Source organism: Paenibacillus agilis (assembly GCF_007786455.1).
Classification (GTDB): Bacteria; Bacillota; Bacilli; order Paenibacillales; family Paenibacillaceae; genus Paenibacillus_B; species Paenibacillus_B agilis.
This window is the reverse complement of sequence record NZ_VNJK01000001.1, coordinates 265,544-290,016: the sequence shown is the minus strand read 5'-3', so window position 1 is coordinate 290,016 and position 24,473 is coordinate 265,544. Positions and strand designations below refer to the sequence as shown.

17 protein-coding genes are annotated in these 24,473 nt (G+C 44.1%); 3 read left to right on the top strand and 14 right to left on the bottom strand.

Going from position 1 to position 24,473, the window contains the following annotated elements; genetic code table 11:
• Positions 1–10 precede the first annotated feature (10 nt).
• The 6 genes from wzy to FPZ44_RS01175 form a co-directional block, all read right to left on the bottom strand.
• Positions 11–1,474, bottom strand: coding sequence for an O-antigen polysaccharide polymerase Wzy (gene wzy, locus FPZ44_RS01200; protein ID WP_144986641.1), 1,464 nt, complete (start codon positions 1,472–1,474; stop codon positions 11–13).
• 3 nt (positions 1,475–1,477) lie between these two features.
• A complete protein-coding gene (locus FPZ44_RS01195) occupies positions 1,478–2,812 on the bottom strand; it encodes an MATE family efflux transporter (protein ID WP_144986640.1) in 1,335 nt (444 codons plus the stop codon).
• 18 nt (positions 2,813–2,830) lie between these two features.
• The gene (locus FPZ44_RS01190) at positions 2,831–4,771 is read right to left on the bottom strand and encodes a polysaccharide biosynthesis protein (RefSeq protein ID WP_144986637.1); all 1,941 of its coding nucleotides are present in this window, start codon (positions 4,769–4,771) and stop codon (positions 2,831–2,833) included.
• A 270-nt stretch (positions 4,772–5,041) separates the two neighbouring features.
• Positions 5,042–5,767 (bottom strand): CpsD/CapB family tyrosine-protein kinase, encoded by a 726-nt coding sequence (locus tag FPZ44_RS01185; RefSeq protein WP_186785869.1) that lies wholly within the window; start codon positions 5,765–5,767, stop codon positions 5,042–5,044.
• The gene (locus FPZ44_RS01180; RefSeq protein WP_144986633.1) at positions 5,751–6,512 is read right to left on the bottom strand and encodes a YveK family protein; all 762 of its coding nucleotides are present in this window, start codon (positions 6,510–6,512) and stop codon (positions 5,751–5,753) included. The genes FPZ44_RS01185 and FPZ44_RS01180 overlap by 17 nt, the downstream gene beginning before the upstream one ends.
• A 220-nt stretch (positions 6,513–6,732) precedes the next feature.
• The gene (locus tag FPZ44_RS01175; RefSeq protein WP_144986631.1) at positions 6,733–7,194 is read right to left on the bottom strand and encodes a PilZ domain-containing protein; all 462 of its coding nucleotides are present in this window, start codon (positions 7,192–7,194) and stop codon (positions 6,733–6,735) included.
• A gap of 271 nt (positions 7,195–7,465) precedes the next feature.
• Between FPZ44_RS01175 and FPZ44_RS01170 the strand changes: the two genes are divergently transcribed.
• Positions 7,466–7,846: a helix-turn-helix domain-containing protein gene (locus tag FPZ44_RS01170; RefSeq protein WP_144986628.1), complete on the top strand. Its 381-nt coding sequence runs from the start codon at positions 7,466–7,468 to the stop codon at positions 7,844–7,846.
• 64 nt (positions 7,847–7,910) lie between these two features.
• On the opposite strand, the gene FPZ44_RS01165 is transcribed toward FPZ44_RS01170, so the two are convergent.
• The 7 genes from FPZ44_RS01165 to FPZ44_RS01135 all read right to left on the bottom strand — a co-directional run bounded on the left by FPZ44_RS01165 (position 7,911) and on the right by FPZ44_RS01135 (position 21,404).
• Complete coding sequence (locus FPZ44_RS01165; RefSeq protein ID WP_144986626.1) at positions 7,911–8,090, bottom strand: hypothetical protein; 180 nt, start codon at positions 8,088–8,090, stop codon at positions 7,911–7,913.
• 173 nt (positions 8,091–8,263) lie between these two features.
• On the bottom strand, positions 8,264–9,568 hold the full coding sequence (locus FPZ44_RS01160) for an MFS transporter (protein ID WP_144986624.1): 1,305 nt from the start codon (positions 9,566–9,568) through the stop codon (positions 8,264–8,266).
• Between the two features lie 144 nt (positions 9,569–9,712).
• On the bottom strand, positions 9,713–14,311 hold the full coding sequence (gene gltB, locus FPZ44_RS01155; RefSeq protein ID WP_144986622.1) for a glutamate synthase large subunit: 4,599 nt from the start codon (positions 14,309–14,311) through the stop codon (positions 9,713–9,715).
• Between the two features lie 471 nt (positions 14,312–14,782).
• A complete protein-coding gene (locus tag FPZ44_RS01150; RefSeq protein ID WP_261378163.1) occupies positions 14,783–17,029 on the bottom strand; it encodes a bacterial surface protein in 2,247 nt (748 codons plus the stop codon).
• 182 nt (positions 17,030–17,211) lie between these two features.
• Positions 17,212–18,333, bottom strand: a complete 1,122-nt coding sequence (locus FPZ44_RS01145; RefSeq protein ID WP_144986620.1) for an acyltransferase — start codon at positions 18,331–18,333, stop codon at positions 17,212–17,214.
• 216 nt (positions 18,334–18,549) lie between these two features.
• The gene (locus FPZ44_RS01140; protein WP_144986618.1) at positions 18,550–20,562 is read right to left on the bottom strand and encodes a YhgE/Pip domain-containing protein; all 2,013 of its coding nucleotides are present in this window, start codon (positions 20,560–20,562) and stop codon (positions 18,550–18,552) included.
• Between the two features lie 242 nt (positions 20,563–20,804).
• Positions 20,805–21,404, bottom strand: coding sequence for a TetR/AcrR family transcriptional regulator (locus tag FPZ44_RS01135; protein WP_144986616.1), 600 nt, complete (start codon positions 21,402–21,404; stop codon positions 20,805–20,807).
• 189 nt (positions 21,405–21,593) lie between these two features.
• On the opposite strand from FPZ44_RS01135, the gene FPZ44_RS01130 reads away from it, so the two are divergent.
• Together FPZ44_RS01130 and FPZ44_RS01125 are read left to right on the top strand one after the other, a co-directional pair.
• Complete coding sequence (locus tag FPZ44_RS01130; RefSeq protein ID WP_144986614.1) at positions 21,594–22,718, top strand: MGDG synthase family glycosyltransferase; 1,125 nt, start codon at positions 21,594–21,596, stop codon at positions 22,716–22,718.
• Between the two features lie 114 nt (positions 22,719–22,832).
• Complete coding sequence (locus FPZ44_RS01125; RefSeq protein WP_144986612.1) at positions 22,833–23,243, top strand: permease; 411 nt, start codon at positions 22,833–22,835, stop codon at positions 23,241–23,243.
• 199 nt (positions 23,244–23,442) lie between these two features.
• Here the strand turns inward: FPZ44_RS01125 and FPZ44_RS01120 are convergent, their stop codons facing one another.
• A complete protein-coding gene (locus tag FPZ44_RS01120) occupies positions 23,443–24,327 on the bottom strand; it encodes a C40 family peptidase (RefSeq protein ID WP_261378162.1) in 885 nt (294 codons plus the stop codon).
• Positions 24,328–24,473 lie beyond the last annotated feature (146 nt).

Genomic DNA, 24,473 nt, shown 5'->3' with positions numbered 1-24,473 from the left:
TCACCTCAACTCAGCTACTTCCTCTAACACGAAACGTACTCGCTTTATGACGTTCTGGAATTCTCTTCATAAATTGCTCCAGCACTTTCGGTCTCATAATTGCGGCCAATACCACAATAAATATGACGAATAGAAACGCATAGGCTATATCCATCACGACAACGTTCATAGGACTTCGCTGGAACATAATCGCTAGTGGCAAGCAAATATATTTGAGCATCGAAGTGCGAGATATCCACACTAACAGCACTCCTACTACGAAAGATTGAGCCGCTATCCCCATGTGTCCCCCAACCATCCATGCTTGTGCAATCGGGGAAAACCCTCTTCCTCCACCTTCATTGAAGATGTACGGGTAAAAATACCACACATACCAATCACCCAACGTTTTCGGTTTACCATGCCCGAATACAGATTGATAGATGACAGAAGGCAGCATATACGCCACTGATGTTAAGTAAGAAGGATCCGCTTCTGGATAATGGTCAACACTTGTAATATCTAATGTGACAAGAAAACCCGCCCCGGTCTCTCCAGTAGAAAATGCCCATCTCTCAGGAGGAAAAGAAGATAGCGGAACATCTTCGATAAGACTGAGCCTGGCATTATTGAACAGCGACGAAATAAATACCATCATAATTAAAATTAGGACGACATGCTGGAATCGACTTATCCGAATGTAACCACGATCGATAAAGAGCGCCAAACTCGGCAGCAGCGCGATGACAACGTAGAGACGACTTCCTATTAAGAAAAAGAAAAAGAACGTTAACAACAATACAATAAAGCCGAACAGTTTCAGTTGAGCGCGTGTACGCACAGACATCGCCAATAGCAACAAAGAGCTAGTTATAATAGATTTCCAAGGCAGCGATATTCCCTCAACGGTACTAATTGCTTTAAACCGTTCAATTCGATTGGCTGCCCCTAAAGAGGCGAATCCACCTAAGCGTGATTGATCATAGGCCATGATCACTATTCCTATAAGCAGTACAATTAGCGCAGGCCAGAACAACAGCGGCCGGAAGAGGCGCTGCTCTGCTTCTTTTTGCTCGATATGTTCAGGCGTCCACAGCGTTTTACTAAATTTCGGGCGCCCTTTTTTCACGCGAATGACCGATGCTACCGTTATACCGAGCAACATGCAAATATTCGCCAATACATACAACTGTATAACGTTGACTAGTTCTTCTTCCGTTCGCTCTTGAAGCGAGCCAATAATATGGTCCAACGGATACGTAATACTGTAAAGGGTGAAAAACAGTAGAAATAACGTAATCAAATTATTGAATATGGAGCGAATTTGATTGCGTTTTCCATACCATATACTGAACAATAAATTCATGACAACAAGCAGCACGATATAAAATAACAATGGCTGTTTGTCCAGCCACTCATAAAGACCATAAATGATAGCCAGCATAACTAGGCCTGATAGAATCGTTAAAATGGCTAGTTTGCATGTACGTCCCATTTGTCACCCACCTGTCTTTTCAGAAAGAAGTAAGTTAGTTTTCAATTTTTGACGCATCAGGACTTTCATACAGTTACGCCAAGCAATACCCGCCAGTACTACTGATAGCAAATTGGAAACTAGCAGTGTATAGCCTGTACTTTGCATAGGCATATCCATAGCAGTTACCGCATATTGCAGCACAACTGTTAGTAGGACGGTACATAAATGTATGACAAGTTGTGCCCGAAACACTCTTGCAGCTGTCAAAGCAAATCCAAGCAAAGAACCGATGCAACCAAAAGCGGTTGAAATCGTTAGTATTAGAAACAAGTCACTATACTGTGCATAATCAGCTCCATACAAAATAGTTAACAGCCAAGACCCCAGCAGCCAGCTTCCTAAGGTCATTCCCACTCCAATAGCACAAATAATATAAGCTGCCTTACGCAGTAAAGAACGAAGCGCATGACGATCAACTGCTGACCATGCTCTTGCAAGATGTGGACTAATGCTCTGACCAAGAGCTGAAACAACTGTAGTAGCCGCCACCATCACATACATGAGCGCTGAGAAGTAGCCAAGCGCAGCTTCTCCATAGGCATCGGAGATGAAGTAGCGAGGTACGTTCGCTTGCAGCGATACAAGCATCATAACGATCCCCATCGGCCAACATTGCTGCAGCAGTTTTAGCCCTGCCCGCCTGCTCCCTCTCCATGTAAAACCTTCGAGCCGCCGTGCTCTCGGTATATCAAAGGCGATCAATATACATCCCCATATTAGAGCGTACACCGTCAGAGCTGTGAGTAAGCTTCCCGTGTATATATAAGCTCCACTAAATAAAGACAAAGACAGCAACCCACGCAGGATGAGAGATTGTGCACTCCAATCCATACGATGATGCTGCTGCCACCATCCGTACAATAGTTCACTAATCGATTCAAACCATTTCGATATCCCAATTAGCACGATAGCCATGCATGTTTCCCAGCTTGAAACATACATCGCTGCACATCCAAGCGTAGCAATCAACGCCAAGCAAGAACTTACGATGCGAAGCTGAACGTACACGCCAGTTGCGAAGAGCTGTTCTGCATCAGTAGCCAATATTCCACGCAATTGCATATTAGTAAATAAAAAAATAGGTGCACTAATCGCCAAAGCTAACGAAAACACACCTACATCTTCTACCGATCCACGCTGTGCCAGCACAATCAACAACGCCCACTGACAAGCGGCGTACAATACATTGCCTGTAAGCGTCCACGAGAACAGATGCCACAAGGAAGTCCGTCGTGTGTGCGCATTATGACTCGCCCCTGCCATGCGCTTGCTCCATCTACTTAGAAGACTTCCCATCCATCTCTCTCCTTTTCGTTATACCAAGGACAACTTCTTCTCTCTCCAATCGACAACCGCTTTTTTCTCATCCTGTTCCATACACATCGTCGCTGCAACCTGATTCGTATACCCATCTTCGTTAGGCAGCATATATGTTGGGATTAGCCGCTGCAGCGCCTCACGTATAGGTGGGTTCTCTTCATTGAGGATATCTTTTATAGCAATGACTTCCTCTTCCAGCACCTGCTGCGGTACGATCGGTGGACGTCCCACAAAAATTCGCGAATGTTTTGTTACGTTCAATCCTTCTTCCACGGTCAGCATTTCCTCAAATAACTTTTCGCCAGGGCGTATCCCCGTAAATACAATCGGTATATCAACCTCTGGCTCATAACCAGACAAGCGGATAACTGCTCTAGCCAGATCTACAATTTTAACCGGCTCGCCCATGTCCAGTACGAACACTTCCCCGCCTTCTGCAAAAGCTCCAGCTTGCATAACAAGCTGAACTGCTTCAGGTATCGTCATAAAATAACGGATCATATCAGGATGTGTAACGGTGACAGGCCCTCCGCTTTGAATCTGCTCTTTGAACAAGGGAATCACACTGCCGCGGCTGCCCAACACGTTGCCGAATCGAACAGCTGCAAACACCGTTGAGCTTTGTTTGCTTAAACTTTGAATATACATTTCAGCTGCACGCTTTGTCGCTCCCATGACACTTGTCGGATTAACCGCCTTATCGGAAGAAATAAATACAAAACGATCTGCACCATAGCGATGAGCAGCCAGTGCAACATGAATCGTACCAAATAAATTGTTCTTCACGGCCTCTGTTGGATTGCGCTCCATTAACGGCACGTGCTTATGAGCTGCTGCATGGAATACAACCTGCGGCTCATAGGTAGCAAATATACGATCAATACGCGCTGCATCTTTCACATCAGCAATGATCGTTTCCAACTTCAATCTTGGATACTTGGAGCGCAATTCACGCTCGATGACGTAAATGCTGTTCTCCCCTTGCCCGAGCAGCAGTAGTGCATGCGGCTCGAAATGAGCAATTTGCCGACAAAGCTCTGAACCTATCGAACCTCCTGCTCCAGTAACAAGCACCGTCTTTTCGTGCAAATATGTAGAAATATGTCCCATATCAAGACGGATTTGTTCTCTGCCGAGAAGTACTTCGATGTCGACATCACTAATCTTGTTAATCGTTACTTTTCCTTGAATCAGATCATTCAACAGCGGAATCATCCTCACTCTTGCTTTCGTTTCGATACAAATATCGACGATAGGCTTCAATTGCGACATGGAGAGCGATGGGATAGCAATGACGATAACTTCAACGTTATACTCCTTCACAAGTTGAGGAATATCGCGCAGCATCCCTGCAACAAGAACCCCATGTATTTCACAATGAAGCTTGGAGATGTCATCATCAACGATACATATGGGTTCCATTGGCTCCAAGAAAGTAGATTTCTGTTTAAGCATCTCTCTCGTTATAAGACTCCCGCAACTGCCTGCCCCAACAACGAGTGTCCTCGTTCGTTCGGATTTCATTTTTGAGTGTTCGCGACCTGCCCGAACCTGGATAAGACGTCGTATAAATCGAATCGCACCGATTCCAAGCAGCATCGTTTCTAACAACGTAAAAATAATGCCAACCGACATATTCCCACCCAAGCACAGCCATGTAACACAAAAGGCGATCAATACACTTGTACAGAGCGCCTTAACAATGGAATATAGTTCTCCTACACTTGCGTACTGCCATACTCGATGATAGAGCTTACCTATGTATAAGCTTGCTAGTGAGAAGACGACTGTTAATCCACCGAACAGCATTCCGTGCGGCATAAACTGTTCTTTCCACTCGCTCCCATATTGCAAATAAAAAGCGAGCACAATACTACTACTGACGACCGCTGCATCCAGACTCATCAGAACGAGTAACCGCTTGGCTTTGTTCATGCTATGAATCGTCCCTTCTTCCCTTTTGACCTAATAAATTGACCTATTAAAAGATACAGCTATGTCGTTTAAGCCATAACATGATCGTAAACGACACAACTCTCTCTTTTACAAGAGCCATAGGGCATTTAACCCTTCCTCACATCGCACCACCGACGATATACGTCTAAGGCGAAAATTCGCCCACAGCACGACCGAGTACCTCCGAATGATATAGGTGTAGGAGATATTACCTAGCCTGCGAAAATAATCACAAGCGATATTAGCCAATTACTTGCTTCCCACAGTCATCTTTAACCCTTGTTGGGACCGAGCCCCTTTTTTCATCCATTTCTTATCCATATGTTCCTCACTCGCATTCAGTACAGTGCCAAGAATATGAGCATGAACGCGTTCCAATTGGGATTGGGCCTGTTGCAACGCCTTCCATTTTGTTTTGCCTGGTTGAACGACGAGCAGAACACCGTCCGAGCGAACCGCAATTTGCTTCGCTTCGTTTACGAGCAGCACCGGAGGCGCATCGAACAAGACAATGTCATAGGCTTCACGGACTTGTTCAATGAATTGATCGAACTCGGATGAGGCAAAGATTCTACCTGGATCGTCCATAAGGTCTCCCGCACTGATGAGGTCTAAATTTTGAATCGATGTTTCCTTGGCAAATTGTGACGGGGGGGTTGAAGTCTGCAATAGTTGTAACAATCCTTTTGAACCATCCATGCCAAATACTTCATGCAGACGAGGTCTTCGAAGATCCCCATCTACAAGCAACACCTTTTTACCTTCCGAGGCAAAAGCCACAGCTAGATTTGATACAGTTGTCGTCTTCCCCTCGCTCAAACGTGACGATGTAACCGTAATAACGCGCGGCGCCCACATCTCTTCACCTCGCTGAACGAACTGCAATTGTGTACACAGAGAACGATAAGATTCAGCGATTGGAGAAAAGGGCTGCCGTTCCATAATTCGCGCGTACTTATCACTGAGTCGTAACATAAGCATCCCCTCCTGACGTTGTCGTTCTTTGTCTAGACGCTCTATCATGCTTGCTGCGGACATGCTTCCGATTCATCTTAGGAATAACCGCCAGCGTTGTAAGACCCGTCGCCAATTCAATATCCTCTTCGGTATACACACTGTCGTCAAAGAAAGAGATGACAAGTGCCAAACCTATTCCTGCAGCAAATGCAGCGATAGCTGCAATAATGACATTCATAAGCCGATTCGGCTTAATTGGGCTTGCATCCACATTTTTATCAGCTGAAGTTAATAAAGTGACATTGTCTACGTGCATGAGGCTCGGTATTTTGGCAATAAACAGAAGCGTAACCTCATTTGCAATCCGTGCTGCCATCTGATAGGATTCATTCTCTACGGAGATCGTTACCACTTGTGTATCATTTGTTGACGAAACCTTAACCATAGAAAGCAGTTCAGCGGTTGTGTAAGGGATATCTTTATTTTTGCGCAGTACTTCTTTTAGAATCCAATCCGTACGAATTAACTCTTTGTAGGTCTGTATTAATTTAATGTTCGCATTAAGCTCGTTAATGTTGATCGAACCTTGCCCTTCTTCGAATTGCGTCTTATTGACAATAAATTTAGTAGATGCTTGATAAACAGGCTTTAACACCAAATAACTGTAATAAGATGAAGCAATTATGCCGATAACTACAAAGAAAGCTATTATCCCCTTTCGCTTCCATATCGTCTGCAGCATATGTTTAAGATCGAGTTCCATCTGTTGACTTATCCTCCTTATGATTAATGAATACTGTTGCTACGCTATAATTGGATTTGACGCTCCCCCTTACTTCATGACCCTGTAGAAATCAAGCGGAATGCTGCGTATTCTTACAAGGAATCAAACCTATTGATGTCGAATAAATGATTTAGCTAAAATTAACGATGGTCACAATGACATTTCACATTTAAAAATGGTATAATATGTACTGGAACATCTATATTTTCCATATACTTTCGTTTGTTGTTCGCAGTACTTGATCGCTTACTCTTTGATACATCTCATGAATGCCTTTTTGTGTTGGCATCATACGAACCAACTCATCATTAAGCAAACACAATAAGCGCGAACGTTCTTCAGACTGAAGCTGAAGACGAATCCCGTAGCATAATAAATGTTGACTAGGATCACACCATACTACACGGCCAAACAGTATGATTTCCTGTTCATGTAAACGGAAGTCAAAGCGAAGAACATAATCACGTTCATGCTGGAGCGGCAGATCTAGATGTGAAAACATATACAGTCCGTAAGGACTTACAGAGGTGACTAAGACAGGACATGTAAGAGAAGAATTGACCGCTTTCTGGTTGACGAGTTCTACGCCCATGGATGCTAGTACGGGGCGCTTCAAAGTAAGTCTTAGGCTTAGATGATGAGGAAACCCATTTATCGACATGGTTGTATCCCCTTTACTGAGAAAAAATGATTCACGGAGCCGATGATGAGCGAAGACGAGCGCATATTAAGATACATTTTGTAGATTAATATTGGGATTAGAAGGTTGATTTTGATACGATTTGTAACTTTTCACCTCTTTACTTTACGATACATAATGTAGCATGTCAATCCTTTTTAAGTTCTATTTTTTAATTCATGCCTACAGTGATACATTTCGTCACGTAACAATAAAAATGTAAACAGTTACCCGTCACAGAGGAGGATGCAAGATGACAACAGGGAGTCGAATATCACAGTTAAGAGATTCAAAAGGGTGGACTCAAGAGGAACTTTCCCACAAGTTAGGTATTACGAGAGCAGCATTGTCTCATTACGAGAAAAATCGACGTAAACCGGACTTTGAGGCACTAACACAATTAGCGGATTTATTCGAGGTATCTATTGATTATCTCGTTGGTCGTACTTCACTTCCTCAAATGGAAATTTCACCTGAAGTACATGCTTTTACTGAACAGTTAGAGTTAGCAGAAGAGGAAATATTGCAGCGATTCAAATTAACGGTAGACGGGGATGAATTAACCGAAGAGGAAGCTAGACGATTCATCGCCTTTGTACGGGCTGAGCGTTTCATGCGCGGCAACCAATCTTAAAATGTTTCTAAACACGGAACAAGCGTGCAGACGCTGTACATTCGTACGGTCTACACGCTTGTTTCTATGTTTTAGGATGAGGTTCCTTTATATTCCTTTTATTATATTCGTCCCATCGTTCTATAGGTATATCCAGTTGAGTGAGGATTTCTTTAATATCTACTGTAATCGTTAGCGGATTATCCTCGGTTTGTTCTACTACCGTGTGCTGGGTCTTACCAGTTACATCGTGTCCTACCTTCATTCACCAAACCTCGTTTCTCTCAGAATCCCGCAACTTATGGCATCTCTCTATTAAAGTATCCAGTTACGATAACCCTATTATATCCATATAGAAACGCTTAAACTGTCGGACAATGGAGGAGCGAACACGAATTATCCCTTCTATTTTTGTCGAATCCTATGAAAAATGAGTAATTACCTGTCACACGCGATAGAACTCGGCTCATGAACTTGTTGTCCGCGCTGCAGCCACGCATGCATCAAATAGCTGCTTATTGACAAGCCTGCAACAATAATGGATACAATGACAACCAGATTCAATCCGCCTGCATCGTAAGCAATGCCTAAAGCCAGTGGTCCAATCATACGCCCTAAGGAGCTGATCCCTCCTACTAAGCCTAAGTAAAATGGAGCTTCTCTCCCTGCCACTTTACTAAGAAAGGCTGGAACAGCAGGCGATACTAGCATCTCGCCCAACGTAGCTACAATCATTGCAAATATAAATCCGATATAGCTCGGCCATATCCAAATCATCAAATAAGCAATACCATATAAAGCTGCACTCCAAGTTAACTGAGAAGTAGCATCAACTGCCCAAGTTCGTTTCAACCAACTAAGAAGGGGTTGTCCAGCAAAGATGAAGATGCCATTGATCGTCCACAGCCAGCTGTACATTTTCATCTCCATTCCTTGGTCGGTCAAATGTGGAGCAACGCCTGAACCCCATAGAGAGTTCGCAAGCCATATGAACATAGAGCCACAGCCGATGAACAAATAAATATGGATAGAGCGAAGCTTCGTCGACAACGAAAGATGAGGCAACGCCCCTTTTTGTCTATCAGCTGGCAAAGTCATGCTTCCCGCTTCAGACCTACCCGACTTCGATCCTACACTCGAAGTTGTTACCATTCGGCTGGAAGTAACTTTATCGCTCATGTAAAAGTGGAAAAATACTGCGAAAGCCGCAGAAGCAGCGGCATTCATTATGAATGTCAAATTAAAAGATATATCTGCTAGAACACCGCTCACTGCTGTTCCTAAAGCTACACCTATATTGTTTGCTACATAAAAAGAATTGAACAGTTCATCTCTTCGTTCAGGCCAACGAAATCCAATAAACGACTGCATCGCTGGCATTGAAATATTGGAGGCAAAGCCAATTGCAAACATCGTAATAATATATCCCCACCAGCTTGTATAAGCTGTTACCACAAGGGAAGCTTGGAGTATAGCCGATAGGCCTAGTGCCCCTATCAGAAGATTACGAACTCCCCATCTATAATAGAAGGAACCACCGACAACCTGCCCAATCATGCCCCCTAAAAACTGCATCGTGATAACAAAACCTGCTTCTGCCAAGCTCCGTCCCAACTGTTGATGTACAAATATCGTCGTTAACGGCCACATCAGAGCCGAACCTGCCGAATGAATCATACTTGCCCAAATAAATACGTTCATCTCACGGGTATTTTTACTAAATATAGACCATGGTGATTCCATCTAGATGTCACTCCTGTCCTTGTCTTCATCCTATGTTATGTAAGCAAAAAATAACCTTAACCCTATCTACCATTATATATGGTAGATGATGGATTAAGGTTAGACAAGCTAAATCGTTATAAAACTAAATTTATAAGCTATTGACTAGTTGCCGCCAACACGGGATAACTCACGCATATTTGCCTCGAATGCCGCCAGCAAAGCCGCTTCCCCTACTAAGCCCTTTGCTTCAACCTTCTCAATTTGCTCCAACATGCGCTTATAGTCTTTCGGAATAACGCGTACAAATTTAGGCAATAGTTCCTGCCACTGAGCCAATACTTTATTACCAATTGAGCTGCCTGTGTAATGTACGTGCTTCTCGATCATATTGCGTAATTGCTCGATCTCGCTTTCGTTCTCTACCCGCTCCAAAAGTACCATTTCCAAGTTACAGTTGTGCACGAATGTGTTGTTCATATCAAGTACACAAGCGATACCACCTGACATACCTGCTGCAAAGTTTCTGCCCGTAGAACCAAGTATGACTACGCGTCCACCAGTCATATACTCGCAGCCGTGATCGCCAACACCTTCTACAACGACATTTACCCCAGAGTTACGAACAGCAAATCGCTCCCCGGCTATACCGTTAATATACGCCGCACCGCTGGTTGCTCCATAGAACGCGGTATTACCGATAATAACATTTTCTTCTGCTGCAAATGTTGCACGCGGTGACGGCTTCACAACCAACTTACCGCCTGACAATCCTTTGCCGACATAGTCATTGCTGTCGCCTTCGACTATCAACGTCATCCCCTTCGGCACGAACGCACCGAAGCTTTGACCTGCTGAACCTGTAAAGCTGAAGGAAATCGTATCTTCCGGTAAGCCTTGTGCGCCATATTTACGAGTTACTTCGCTGCCTAGAATCGTACCTGTTGCACGGTTCACATTCGTAATCGGGAATGAACCTGCTACAGATTGTGCGTGCTCCAAAGCTGCTTGAGCTGCCGGCACTAGCTGCAGCATATCCAGCGTCTCTTCAAGACCATGGTTCTGTTCGCGAACTTTCGTGCGAGCTGAACCTGCTGGAAGCTCCGGTTGATACAACACAGTAGACAAATCAATACGCTTCGCTTTCCAGTGATCACTTACTTCTTTCACATTCAAGCACTCTGTACGTCCGATCATATCATCCAACGTGCGGAATCCGAGCTCTGCCATTAACTCGCGCAGCTCTTCGGCAACGAATTTCATAAAGTTTACAACATGATCTGGGTCACCCTTGAAGTTTTTACGAAGCTCAGGATTCTGAGTCGCTACGCCGACTGGACAAGTGTCCAACTGACATACACGCATCATAATACAACCTACTACAACGAGCGGTGCTGTAGAGAAGCCGTATTCTTCAGCTCCGAGCAATGCTGCAATCGCAAGATCACGGCCTGTCATCATCTTGCCATCTGTCTCTAGACGAATACGGTCACGCAAATTGTTGAGAATAAGCGTCTGATGCGTCTCTGCCAATCCAAGCTCCCACGGAAGACCTGCGTGACGGATTGAACCTTGAGGGGATGCCCCTGTTCCGCCGTCATAGCCGCTGACAAGAATAATGTCTGCACGACCTTTCGCCACACCAGCAGCAATCGTGCCGACACCTACTTCAGACACGAGCTTCACGTTAATGTTTGCGCGTGGATTCGCATTTTTCAAGTCATAAATAAGTTCCGCCAAATCTTCAATCGAATAAATATCATGATGCGGCGGCGGCGAGATAAGACCCACTCCTGGTGTCGAGCCCCGAACTTCTGCTACCCAAGGATATACTTTGCGTCCTGGCAGCTGCCCACCTTCACCTGGCTTCGCACCTTGCGCCATCTTAATCTGAATTTCTTCCGCGTTAACCAAATAATTAGAAGTTACACCGAAACGTCCTGACGCTACCTGCTTAATCGAGCTGCGACGCCAGTCACCGTTAGGGTCCTTCGCAAAGCGTGCTGGGTCTTCTCCACCCTCACCGGAATTCGACTTACCGCCGATGCGATTCATCGCTATCGCCAGCGTCTCATGCGCTTCCTTCGAGATGGAACCGAATGACATCGCTCCCGTTTTGAACCGTTTGAAGATGGCTTCTAGCGATTCCACTTCCTCTATAGGTACTGCTGCTCCGATTGGCTTAAGCTCAAATAAAGAGCGCAAAGTACCATTTTGGCCGTACTCTTTCTGTACAAGACCAGAATACTTTTTGTACAATTTGTAATCGCCTTTGCGGCATGCTTCTTGCAGCGTGTGTATCGTTTGCGGATTGAACAGGTGTTCCTCCCCGTTCTTACGCCATTGATAATCACCGCCGGAATCCAATTCTGAATCGCGTCCCTCTTGTACAGCGTAAGCACGATTATGATGTGCAAGCGTTTCTTGCGTTACTTCTTCAAGACCAATTCCACCGATACGAGAAGGTGTCCATCTGAAATATTTATCAATAAAGGACTGTTCCAAGCCGAGCGCCTCAAATATTTGAGCTCCGCGGTACGACTGCACCGTAGAAATACCCATCTTGGATAAAATTTTGACAACGCCTTTCGTTGCTGCCTTAATATAGTTCTTCACTGCTTTATCATGCGATACATTGCGGATCAATCCTTGGCGAATCATGTCATCCAATGTCTCAAAGGCCAAATATGGATTGACCGCGCTGACGCCGTAGCCGAGCAACAATGCGTAATGATGAACCTCACGCGGCTCACCAGATTCAAGCAGCAAACCAACCTTTGTACGAGTACCTTGTTCAATAAGGTGGTGATGCAAGCAAGAAACCGCCAACAAAGCCGGAATCGCTGCATTCTCCGCATCGATGCCTCGGTCAGACAAAATAATAATGTTGTGTCCTTTATTTATAACGCGATCTGCCGCTTCACACATCATCTGCAAAGCCGCGCTCAAACCATCTGCCCCTTCATTAGCTGGGAACAGAATTGGGATCGTAATAGACTTAAATCCTGGGCGTCTAATATGACGCAGCTTCGCGAAGTCCTCATTGGATAGAACTGGAGAATCTAATCTGACGTGGCGGCAGCTCTCTGGCTCCGGATTCAGCAAGTTGCGCTCAGGCCCAATCGTCGTTCCTGTAGCTGTAACGATCTCCTCACGAATTGCATCGATAGGCGGATTCGTCACCTGCGCGAACAACTGCTTGAAATAGTTGTACAGACGCTGAGGACGCTCAGAAAGTACCGCAAGCGGAGCGTCATAACCCATCGATCCGATTGGTTCAACACCACTTGATGCCATCGGCTCAAGCACTTTGCGCAATTCTTCAAATGTATAGCCAAATGCCTGTTGGCGTTGTTGAACATTCTCATGCTTCGGCTCTGGCACTTCAGGTGCTTCTGGCAAGCCATCAAGACCGATCAAGTGCTCATCAAGCCAATCTTGATACGGATTCTCGTTAGCAATTTGCTGCTTAACTTCCTCATCTGAAATAATTCGACCCTGCTCCGTATCAACGAGCAAAATACGACCTGGGCGAAGGCGGTCTTTATACAAAATCTGTTCAGGTGCAATATCCAAAACACCTGCTTCAGAACTAAGAATGATCAAGTCGTCCTTTGTGACGTAATAACGGGATGGTCGAAGACCATTACGGTCCAAAATAGCACCGATCTGTACGCCATCTGTGAACGCCATTGCAGCAGGGCCATCCCATGGCTCCATCATACAGCTATGATATTCATAGAAAGCTCGCTTCGCAGGATTCATGCTCTCGTGATTGGACCATGGCTCAGGCACCATCATCATCGCCACATGTGGCAATGGACGTCCAGACAAATAGAGGAATTCAAAGGTATTGTCGAACATCGCTGTATCGGAACCATCTGGATTGATAACGGGTTTAATCTTCTCTAGCTCAGCACCAAATACTTCAGACTGGCACAGCGTCTGACGAGCGTTCATCCAGTTCACATTACCACGCAGCGTGTTGATTTCTCCATTATGAATCATAAAACGGTAAGGGTGGGCACGTTCCCAGCTTGGGAACGTATTTGTACTAAAGCGCGAATGCACAAGGGCAATGGCCGTCTCTAAAGAAGGATTTTGCAGATCCAAGTAGAAATGACCTACCTGTTCCGTTGTAAGCATTCCTTTATATACGATCTTGCGGCAAGACATGCTCGGAATATAGAATGTATCTGCGCCTTCTTCATTCGTATAACGGATTGCCTGCTCTGCACGCTTGCGAATGAGATAAAGCTTGCGTTCGAATGCCAGATCGCTCTGAATGTCTTCACTGCGACCGATGAACAGCTGGCGAACGTAAGGCTTTACCGCTTTAGCGGACTGACCTAATGTTTCATCGTTTGTTGGCACGGTGCGGAAACCTAAGAAGGTTTGACCTTCGTCTTCTACAATACGACGAAGCTCCGCCTCGTGACGCTCCCGGATGCGGACGTCTTGGGACATAAACAACATACCAACGCCGTAGCGTCCTGCTTCCGGCAATTCCACGCCTTGCTCTTGCATCTGTTGTGCAAAGAAACGATGCGGCAGCTGCAGCATGATGCCTGCCCCATCCCCCGTATTAGGTTCGCTTCCTTGACCGCCACGATGCTCCATACTGACCAAGACAGTTAACGCTTGGCGAACGATGTCATGGGACTTCTGCCCTTTGATATGGGCGACAAATCCCATACCACATGCATCTTTCTCGTACTGTGGATCGTATAGACCCTGCTTCTGAGGTAAGCCGTATGCTTTCATAGGATGCAACCTTTCTATATGTTAATGTAGTAATTCATGCATTTATTTATAATTATTCATTTGAATTATTGTATCATTTTATCACCGCCCCATATTGAAGGCAATTCAAACTTTTTATGCGCTTGATAATTTTTGTTTTACAACAAGACAGGATTTCCGAGCTGATTACTTGCAGTACTGCGCCGATTTCACATTAAAAATGAAAGCTTCCTGTTTTAAACAACGTCAAAATAACAGCTTAATCTACTCATTTCTGTCATAGGGATGACGCTCATCACGCAGGGCAAATGCATAAAAAGGACAAGTTTTATGTATTTTTATACAAACTATTGTATAACAAACACAAACCATCCTTGAACATCCCAACCATCAAGATGACTATATACAAATCGCAGCCCCTATAACATAGGGACTGCGACAGAATGTACATATATACTTTTTATGCTGTTGATGAACGATCAGCAAGGAGAACTATTTAACCGAAACGCGCATCGAGACAGATTTACCATCGAATGTGAATTTGACCGACGCGCTGCCTTTTGTCACTGCTGTTACTTTTCCACGTTCTACTTTCACTTTAGAGCTTGAAGGCACATACTTCACTTGCGAAGTGACATCAACCACCTCACCCGTATCGTAAATCGCATTTACCTTCCAGTCAGCCGTTTGGCCAACTGTCATCTTAAGCGAAGAAGAAGCATTTGTCTCTAATTTCAAGAGACGTGGTTTAACATGAACAGGAATAACAAGCTGATTGCCTTGATATTCTCCAATAATCTTCGTGCTTCCTAGTGCTAAACCTTTGACACTGGAGCCACGCAAGCTTGCAATACTGTCGTTTTCAACTTTCCAGTCAATACGACTTGTCAGCGTAGCCTTCTTGCCATCACGGTATACACCTGTTACTTTGAAGCTCTTGGACTTGTTAATATTCACATAGACAGGATTAGGCTCAATCACGAAGCGAACGACTTCCTGCTCAATTGTGATCTTAATGCTAATCTTTACGTTCGAGTAAGTACCGTTAAGCGTTACTCTGCTCGGAACAAGACCTTTCATCTTACCATCACGGATCAGCAAATTCGTGTTGCTAGCTTCCCATTTTATATCCTGGGTTACATCAAGTTCTTCACCATTTGTGAATATAACGGTTGTCTTAGGCAAAGCAACCTCACGGCCTGTCACGATGGACATTTCCGTTTTGTCTGTACTCAGCATCAATGCCTTGCGCAATACTTTCACGTCTGTGCTCAATGCAAGACCGTTCGATGTCACCAATAGTTGAGCATCTCCGCTGCTTAAGGCTTTCATTTTGTCATCTTCTACTTCAAATACAGCAGGATTGCTGGACATATAAGTAACCACATTGCTCAAGTCTACTTTGTCGCCGCCAAACGTAATGCCTTGTACTTTCGGAAGAGGCTTCACATCTTCTACGTACAATTCTTGCTTAAATGGCTCTTTTGCATTTTCCTTTGCATCTGTCCATTCGAGCTTCTCGATTTTCGGGTACACCGTCACATTAACCGATTTAGATAAACCATTATAACTAGCTGTAATTTTAGCCGTTCCTGCAGCTTTTGCTTGTACGACACCATTCTCAACCGTCACAGCCATGACATTATCAGAACGCCACTCTGCAGATGTAGTTACATTATCAGGAGTAGCTAGATCTTTCTGAGCAAACAGCTCCAGTTTAATCCCTTTTGTGTCACCTAGCATAACATGCTGGTCTTCATCTGGTGTAATCCGTATTGCATGATGAGAAGGACGTACAACAGCCGTTACACTCTTAGAACGACCAAGATAAGTAACCGTTACCGTAGCTGTACCCACATTGATCGGTTTCACTTTACCGTCTTTTACTTGAACGATATTGGAATCACTTGAACTCCAAGTTGCTTTCAATGTAACATCTTCAGCTGTGCTGCCCTTTTTCTCCGTTGTCGCAGTAAGGGCATATTCTGCACCACCATACTGGAATTCAATCAGCTTGTTCGGGGACAGCTTCAACTCATCGTAAGCATATTCAACTTTTACTTCGATCGTTTTCGTGATCCCTTTATGCTTCACTGTAATTTTCGTTGTTCCTGCAGACTTAATGTCAAGAACACCTTTATCCACGTCAACGATATTCGAATCTGCAGTAGACCATAGCGCTTCTGCTGTTACATCGTTTTCTGTGTTGGACGATTTATCGGAGGCAAATACTTTCCATTTGTGCTTTGCACCAAGCATCGTAGTCATAGATGCCTCAACCTCTTGTCCACTATCTGCATTACGAACTATAAGCTTGTCGTACATAAATTCAGATACTACTGTCTTCTTTAACGTGAAACCTTGGTACTTAACTGTAATTTCAGATGTACCTTTGCCAGCGCCTTTCACCCATCCGTTCTCTACCGTAACGGCAGACGGATTGGAAGAAGTCCATGTCGCTGCTCCCGTAACATCCCTCAGATTCGTTTCTCCCTTAATAGATGCTAACACTTTCATCTGCACAGATGATCCATCCACAATGACATGTACAGGAGTTACCGTTGATTCAAATTGAAGTCCCGTTACCGTTTCTGCAGTCGATGTCTTCGTTGTAGTTGATGCACTAGCAACGGAATGCCACGGAGATATACCAATTATCAACGTAACGGCAAGCAAGCTTGCCAGCCATGTTGTCATTTTGCGCCCGAATGAACGCTTGTGTCCCGTTAAATTGCTCAAGCTATTATTCCCCTTTCCCTACTTCATACCGAAGTATGACGCAAAGTCATGTATATATTGATATATCGGCAGTTGGAAAGGTTTTTTTTATGATAATCCGAATGTACGCTTCATTATTATGAAAATTAAGACTTTATAACTATATCTTCTGCAAATTGACGACCGAATGAACTGCACTTATTTTATTTTCCAAAAAACATCCCCATTGGGCTGCGTACTGACCGTCGTGGAGCGAGCTTATTGCCGATATACTGCACACCTATACACAGCAGCATCGTAAGTACAGTTGTCACAATTATCATCGCGTATGATCCATACCATACCGAACTATGAAGATCCAAGCTTTCCAGTATAAGCACATGGGCGAGGAATATAAAAAAGGCGTATTGTCCGAGATTCATCACACTCCTCATCCAACGCGCTTCCCCGAATACAAGCGCACATTTCCATACAAGCAAAATGGTACTACATACATAAATAAACACCGTAACACGGTAAAAATGAATCGAATTGCCAAGATCTGATGAAATGCTAAACGATAGGTGAACATCTGCGAGCTGAAGAACAAGGGAAGCAAGATATACACTTGTACAAAAGGCGAGTGATTTGTTCTTCACGTACTGCAAACATTTTTCAAAATGCAGGCCAACTGCTAGCCCAAATACGAAATAGCCCATCATGCCAAATAACGTAGGGGCAATTAAAATTTCCCAAGCTTTCGCGAGCGATGCAGGTATGTACTCAAATGAAGAAAGGAATAGAAGTTGATACGCAGCCGTGTACAGAAGTTGAATGCTGCCGATGATGAGAAGAAAGCCTCCGACGTTCCATTTTAGACCTTTGAGCCAGAGAGGAAGAAGAATGATACATTGCAATAAAAGAGGGATAAAGTACAACTGATGAAAATATCCTTTGCCGAGCACAAGGGCAACAATGAGATGCTGTAACCCCCATGGGTTGATCATAAACCAAGTGAACAATAGACCAATTACTGTCCAAAACAAGTAAGGCAACAGTAAATCGCTTCCTCGCTTCAGGATCAAACTTGGATAAGAAATGGGCTTATCCTTAAGACGATACGTAATTAGCAGTCCCGACACAAATAGAAATATAGGTACCGAAAACCTACCCCATGCGCTCGCCCATACCAAGGGCAGCACCCCCGCTTCCATCTGTCCTCCCCATCCGGCATGATCAGGATACTGAACTGCAATTCCCATAGAAATAACATGGATGAGAACGACACCCATAATCGCGACGCCACGCATCGCTTCCAGTTCCCATCGTCGATTTACATTTTTCACATTCGTACCTCCTTACGATTTGCCGCTAACCGTTACGTTTATACTTGCTGCAACGAATCCTATGAAGTCTTACAACCAATTCGAGCTTATCCCCTTATTTCCTGCTGAACATGGAAAAAACCCTCAAATGCGAATTAGCACTTGAGGGTTTCTCTTACTTCCGATTATTCCATTTCACGTCTAGCATCGATAAAGCTTCATTTATAATTGCAAGTATTAGTTCGCGGTAACCGAAGCTTGATCGCCGCGTGCTTCACGCGCCTTCACAACGAAGTAGCCTAGAGTTAATGCACCAAATGCAACGATATAAATGGCAAGAATGCCAGATTGGCTAAGCAATGCGCTTGTATCGCCACTTGAAATAACTGCTTTGAAACCATTTACCGTATACGTCATTGGCAACCAGTCGCCAATCACTTGCATGAATGTAGGTGTCAGCTCCACTGGGAACGTTCCTCCACAAGATACAAGCTGTAAAATAAGAATTACGATTGCCACAAATCTTCCCGGGTCCCCAAGTACGGTTACCAAGGACTGAATAATAAACATGTACGTCATACTTGATAAAATACTAAAGCCAATAAATTGAGCTGTATTTTGTACTTCCAGCCCTAGGCCGAAAATAAGAATCGCATCTGCCACTAGTGCTTGAACAACACCAACGGATACGAACAATAGCGTTTTACTAACAAATCGACTCCACCCAGAAGCCAATGGATCTGGCGATTGAACTAGCGGAAGTACAATCGTTAGAATAAGCGCACCTACAAACAATCCAAGTGACAAGAAGTATGGAGCAAATCCTGTACCGTAATTCGGTACTTTATTGATGCTGGATTCTACAACCGTTACAGGTTTAGCGTACATTTCGATTCGTTTTTCTGAACCTTGCACACTCGCTGCTTCATCTGCCGCTTCTGTCAGCTTACTCGCTAGTTCACCTGAACCGTCTTTCAGCTCACGCACACCATTTTGCAGCTTGCCTGCACCATCATTTAATTTGCTGCTGCCATCTGCAATAGTCGTTATCGCTTTCGTAGCTTCTGTGACTCCACCTTTAAGCTGCGCTGCACCATCAGCAAGTTGCTTCGCACCAACGGTAAGCTTGCCGCTGCCCGCAGCAGCCTCGTCTAGCTTCTGACCGAATTGATTCATACCGCCAACAAGCTGAGTTTGACCATCTTTCAATGCAGATGCTCCCGCTACCAGCTTCGTTTGGCCTTCACTTAACTTGCTCGCTCCTGCTTGAACTTCACGACTTGCTTGCATAATCTGCTTCATAGCAGGGTGATTCGCCAATTCAGGGCTTGCTTTCACTAATTGCTCTAGGCCGCCTGCGAGCGCCTTTGTTCCTTCAGCCAACTCTTTGCTGCCTGCCGCAGAGCTTTTCAAACCTGCTTGCAGTTGAGTTGCCCCTTGCTCACTCTTGCGAGCCCCTTGCTCTAATTGATCATGTGCTTGAGCAAGCTGCTTCAAGCCTTGATTCATGGAGGCTGCACCTTTGTTCAATTCTGCTGCGCCTTGGTTAAGCTTCTGTGCACCTTCCGCAAGCGGAGACGTACCTTGCTTCAGCTTTAGTGCCCCATCAGAGAGCTTCGCCAGGTTCGTTTTCAGCTCAGTTGTACCATTAGCTAGTGTCTTCGTACCATCGTGGATCTTAGTTGCGCCGTCTCCAGCTTCACCTAATCCATCAGATACTTTCTCAACCTGCTCGAACATTAATTTCGTATAAGATTCCGTAATCGTGCGAGATATTTCGGAATTGACTTTATGGATGGCAGTCCCCCCAATTTGAGCTGCCAAGAAGTTATGACCTTCATTCGTTTGGAACAATAATTCTGCCTGCTTCGGCTCATCATCCATCAAACTTGCTGCACGCTTAGAGAAATCTTCTGGAATCGTGATCGTCATGTAAAAACGATCTTCCTTTAATCCAGTTAATGCTTCCTGTGAAGATACGAAGTGAAAATCAAGTTCTTTACTTTCCTTCAGCTCATCCACAAGCTCCTTGCCGATCGTTAATTTTTCCCCATCCATTTCAGCGCCATTGTCTTCATTGACAATCGCTACAGGCAGATCCTTCATCTTCCCGTACGGATCCCAAAATGTACCTAGAAATAGAGCACTGTACATAACCGGAATCATCATCACCGCAATAACAGGCACTAACACCTTTGGATTGCGCAGTATGTTTCCCCACTCTGCAAAAAATAATCGCAAACTTTTCACACGTCTCACTCACCTTTGTGCTAAATATCATTTCCCAAACTCTTCAAAACCTCCTGACCAAATAGTTCATTTGGTCATTTTAGGTCAAAAGAAACGCCTCGTCCGCATAGCTATAACACATACAGCGCATAAACAGCTGCACATCTAGCTGCGATTGGACGCGACGCAATAAACCTATAACAAATCTTGCCCCATAGTAGGCAAGTCGCTAACTAACAATACAATGATCACCCATACAAAGGTTACTCATCCTTCGATTCATACGGTGTTACTCGCAGAATCCCCTTCATAAAGTATTTATAGAAGGTTTCCTTTATCGTATCTTTATCTAACGGCTCATAAAGCTTATTCCATTCCGTTGTTAAAGATCGATATAATTGATACATAATAAAGCTCATAATACGAGGATCGCCCTGTTCCAGCTCACTACGATCCATAGCTGCTTGAAGTTGAGCTTCAATGTAAGTAAGCAATTCACTTTCAAGTCGGTTCAGTGCTTCTTTAGCCATAGGCGTACCTACATCACGAAGCTCTTGAGAAAGCTTCATTGCCAGCTCATGGCGACTGCGGAACTCTAACGCTTGATCGAGAATACGAAAAACCTTCTCATGAAATGGACGCTGCTCAGCAGATTCCCTATCTGCAATATGCTTCATTTCAAGAATGACTTGTTGCAAAATCTCGTTGAACAGCTCTTCTTTATTTGCAAAGAACGTATAGATCGTCCCTTTGCCGACTTGAGCAATCTTAGCGATCTGATCCATCGTCGTTGCTTTGTACCCAAACAAGGCAAATGACTTTGCAGCAGCATCAATAATTTGTTTGCGTCGATCCAAAGACATACGATCACCCCTCTCTGCTTCTGACTATTTGACTAAATGACTGAATTTTTATTTCGGTCAGTTTTCTCGTTTTTCACTTTACCACATTGTTTTTCATCTTGCAACTTCAATGTTTTTTTGGAACAATATCTAAAGATTCCTTGATGCTTCCAATTCGATTGTGGGGTATAATAATGAAGGGTGAGAAACATGCGTAAAAAGAGGATCCTTCTTCTATCCGAAGGTTTCGGTACAGGGCATACACAAGCTGCATACTCATTAGCTGTCGGGCTTAAACATATAGCCCCAGACGTCCAAGCCCGTGTTATCGAGCTCGGCAGGTTTCTAAATCCTACCGTCGGACCGCTTATATTTGCAGCTTATCGCAAGACGGTCAGCACACAGCCGAAGTTGGTCGGTCTTCTGTACCGCAAGAAATACAAAAAGTCACTTCATCGCTTTACTCAATTAGCTCTGCACCGTATATTTTATACACAAACTTCTCAGGTCGTTAATCATTTGCGTCCTGATGCCATTGTCTGCACGCATCCATTTCCGAATATCGTCATCTCTCGATTGAAGCGTTCAGGACTTCATGTTCCGTTATATACCTTGATTACCGATTATGACGCTCATGGTACATGGATAGACGATGAAGTAAGCAAGTATCTTGTATCTGCTGATGAAGTACGTGATAAGTTGCTCGCTCGCGGCATTGAATCTGATCGCATTGTCGTCACAGGCCTGCCTGTTCATCCAAAGTTCTGGAGTCGTCAGACTCAACAGGAAGCCCAAGCTTCCTTGGGACTGAAGACAATGCCTACCGTCATGTTTATGGGCGGCGGATGGGGACTCTCCATTAATGAAGAAGCACTACAATACATAGCCGAATGGCGAGAGCATGTACAGTTTCTATTCTGTATGGGCAGCAACAGCAAAACAATTCAGCGTATGAAGCAAGATCCATTATTTCAGCATCCTAACATTCATATTTACGGATATACTCATGATATCCCGCTAATCATGGACGCTTCTGATCTATTAGTAACGAAGCCTGGCGGAATGACCTGTACAGAAGGTATGATTAAAGGAATTCCGATGCTGTTCTATTCTCCTATTCCTGGACAAGAAGAAGAGAACTGCGACTATTTTATTGACCATGGTTACGGAGAAATGCTTACCTCACATGAAACACTTATAGAATGGTTTAAACGGTTGCAGAATGATCTGAGCGACGTAAGAATCACGCGTCAACAACGAGAGTTCCCAACCCAACTGCTGGAGAAGTGTCCACGTGATGTATTAGAACTTATCAACAACCAAATGTTTGGATAAGCAAATAACTGGTAATATTTATTACCGAATTTTATTTATGTACAAATTGTTCTTACTTACTATCAAACATTAAATTGAATATTTATTTGAACACGAGATAAGGAGAGAGCCAGATTGCTATATCGTACATTCGGTGCCATTGGATATATCCTCGTAGTTGTTGGTATGCTGACACTAGCACTCGATTGGACTTCCTTCACCCTTTCCTGTATCATCGCCATTGCTGGACTCATCAGTCTTGGTATTGAAGAAAATCGAGCAGGCAAACGACATTGGCTTGTCAAATATGTAGATTATGCTCCACTAGTCGTGCTGGGTTTCTTCTATATTCTTGTACGTGAGCAGCAGAGCCTAGCGGTATGGTTGCTTTCAGCTATTATTCCACTTAGTGCGCTTAGCGGCTGGTATGCTAATCACTTAGCACGTAAGCCTCGATTCCGCAGCTTGCGTAGGATTGAAGATCTAATTCCAGAAACACCTGGAACCAAGAAGGAACATCATCCTCATCAGCATCACCGTCAGTAAGCAGATGTCCATTGACAGCATAGGACAACAACATTACTTAATGTACAGCGACACCTCCTTCCAAGGCAGCTCTTGGGTGGGGGTTATTTTTTTGTTCTCTAATCCAACAGAAGGGGCTGCCCTTCAGAAGAACAACTCTCCCCTTCGGACAACCCCTTGATTAGTTAGAAATATTCAAAATATTTAAATGATTCGTTTACTAGATTACACTTCCACCGAACAAGAAGCGGTGTTCCCAAGCTTTGCCGGTAACTGTATCTACACGAACGCCTCCAGAATCAACGGAGTACGTATGCAATACTTGTCCATCACCTAAATATACACCCACATGAGTAATGCGCTCTGTATTCTTATTTACCCCAGCATAGCTGGAAGCTTTGGAACCTTTATAGCTCATAAAGAACATCAAGTCGCCACGCTTCAATTGAGAGATACTATTTTTAGCTGTCCCTTTATCCTTCACATAAGAACCTTGCTGACGAGAATCTGCTGGAAGGGTAACTCCTGCGGACTGCTTGAAAATATGACGGACGAAATCAGAGCAGTCGAATGTCTGCGTATTGCTGCGGTTGGAACCGAACTCATACGGTGTTCCGAGATACGACATACCTGTCTTAATTACGCCTTCCACAGAAGAGCTAATCGGCTGCTTATCGTCATTGTTCGAATTATTTGTATTTACAGAATTGCTCGAACCCGTAGATGGATTGCTTGCCCCATTAACTTTAATATAATTGCTGTTTGCACTAACAAATCCAACGTTTCCTTGTGAATCTTTCACTTGGTACCAGTTGGCATTTGTCTTTTCCAGTACGGAAACCGTTTCCCCCTGTGTTAGCTTGCGAATCACTTTTCCAGAAGTAGATGCGGCGTCACGCATGTTCACACTGTTTTGGATTGTTGCCGTTTGCGCTGTACTAGCAGCGTTCATGTTATACGTATAGCTTGTCCCGTTGTCTGTGCTGCGCGGAGCTGCTGATACAGGTGCTGCTAACATTTGAGCAGAGAGTGTAAGTGTCGTTAGTGCTAGCAAAGATTTGCTAAAAGTCTTCATATTCATTAATTTGTTCACCTTGTTGTTCATTATCGTTCTGCCTCCCTAAGATGTCTATTCTTCGTTGCTGGCTTACAACAATAATGATCACATGTGTGTATGTACACATTGTAATCTTTTATAATATTAGATCAATGAATCCTATTAATGTAATGGGATTCCATTTGTCTATACTA

Excerpts from the sequence above, each read along its gene's own strand:
- FPZ44_RS01160 (WP_144986624.1), bottom strand. The coding sequence starts at position 9,568 with ATGGAATCACCATGGTCTATATTTAGTAAAAATACCCGTGAGATGAAC.
- FPZ44_RS01165 (WP_144986626.1), bottom strand. The coding sequence starts at position 8,090 with ATGAAGGTAGGACACGATGTAACTGGTAAGACCCAGCACACGGTAGTA.
- FPZ44_RS01175 (WP_144986631.1), bottom strand. The coding sequence starts at position 7,194 with ATGTCGATAAATGGGTTTCCTCATCATCTAAGCCTAAGACTTACTTTG.
- wzy (WP_144986641.1), bottom strand. The coding sequence starts at position 1,474 with ATGGGACGTACATGCAAACTAGCCATTTTAACGATTCTATCAGGCCTA.
- FPZ44_RS01185 (WP_186785869.1), bottom strand. The coding sequence starts at position 5,767 with ATGTTACGACTCAGTGATAAGTACGCGCGAATTATGGAACGGCAGCCC.
- gltB (WP_144986622.1), bottom strand. The coding sequence starts at position 14,311 with ATGAAAGCATACGGCTTACCTCAGAAGCAGGGTCTATACGATCCACAG.
- FPZ44_RS01130 (WP_144986614.1), top strand. The coding sequence starts at position 21,594 with ATGCGTAAAAAGAGGATCCTTCTTCTATCCGAAGGTTTCGGTACAGGG.
- FPZ44_RS01170 (WP_144986628.1), top strand. The coding sequence starts at position 7,466 with ATGACAACAGGGAGTCGAATATCACAGTTAAGAGATTCAAAAGGGTGG.
- FPZ44_RS01135 (WP_144986616.1), bottom strand. The coding sequence starts at position 21,404 with ATGTCTTTGGATCGACGCAAACAAATTATTGATGCTGCTGCAAAGTCA.
- FPZ44_RS01180 (WP_144986633.1), bottom strand. The coding sequence starts at position 6,512 with ATGGAACTCGATCTTAAACATATGCTGCAGACGATATGGAAGCGAAAG.
- FPZ44_RS01195 (WP_144986640.1), bottom strand. The coding sequence starts at position 2,812 with ATGGGAAGTCTTCTAAGTAGATGGAGCAAGCGCATGGCAGGGGCGAGT.
- FPZ44_RS01120 (WP_261378162.1), bottom strand. The coding sequence starts at position 24,327 with ATGAACAACAAGGTGAACAAATTAATGAATATGAAGACTTTTAGCAAA.
- FPZ44_RS01190 (WP_144986637.1), bottom strand. The coding sequence starts at position 4,771 with ATGAACAAAGCCAAGCGGTTACTCGTTCTGATGAGTCTGGATGCAGCG.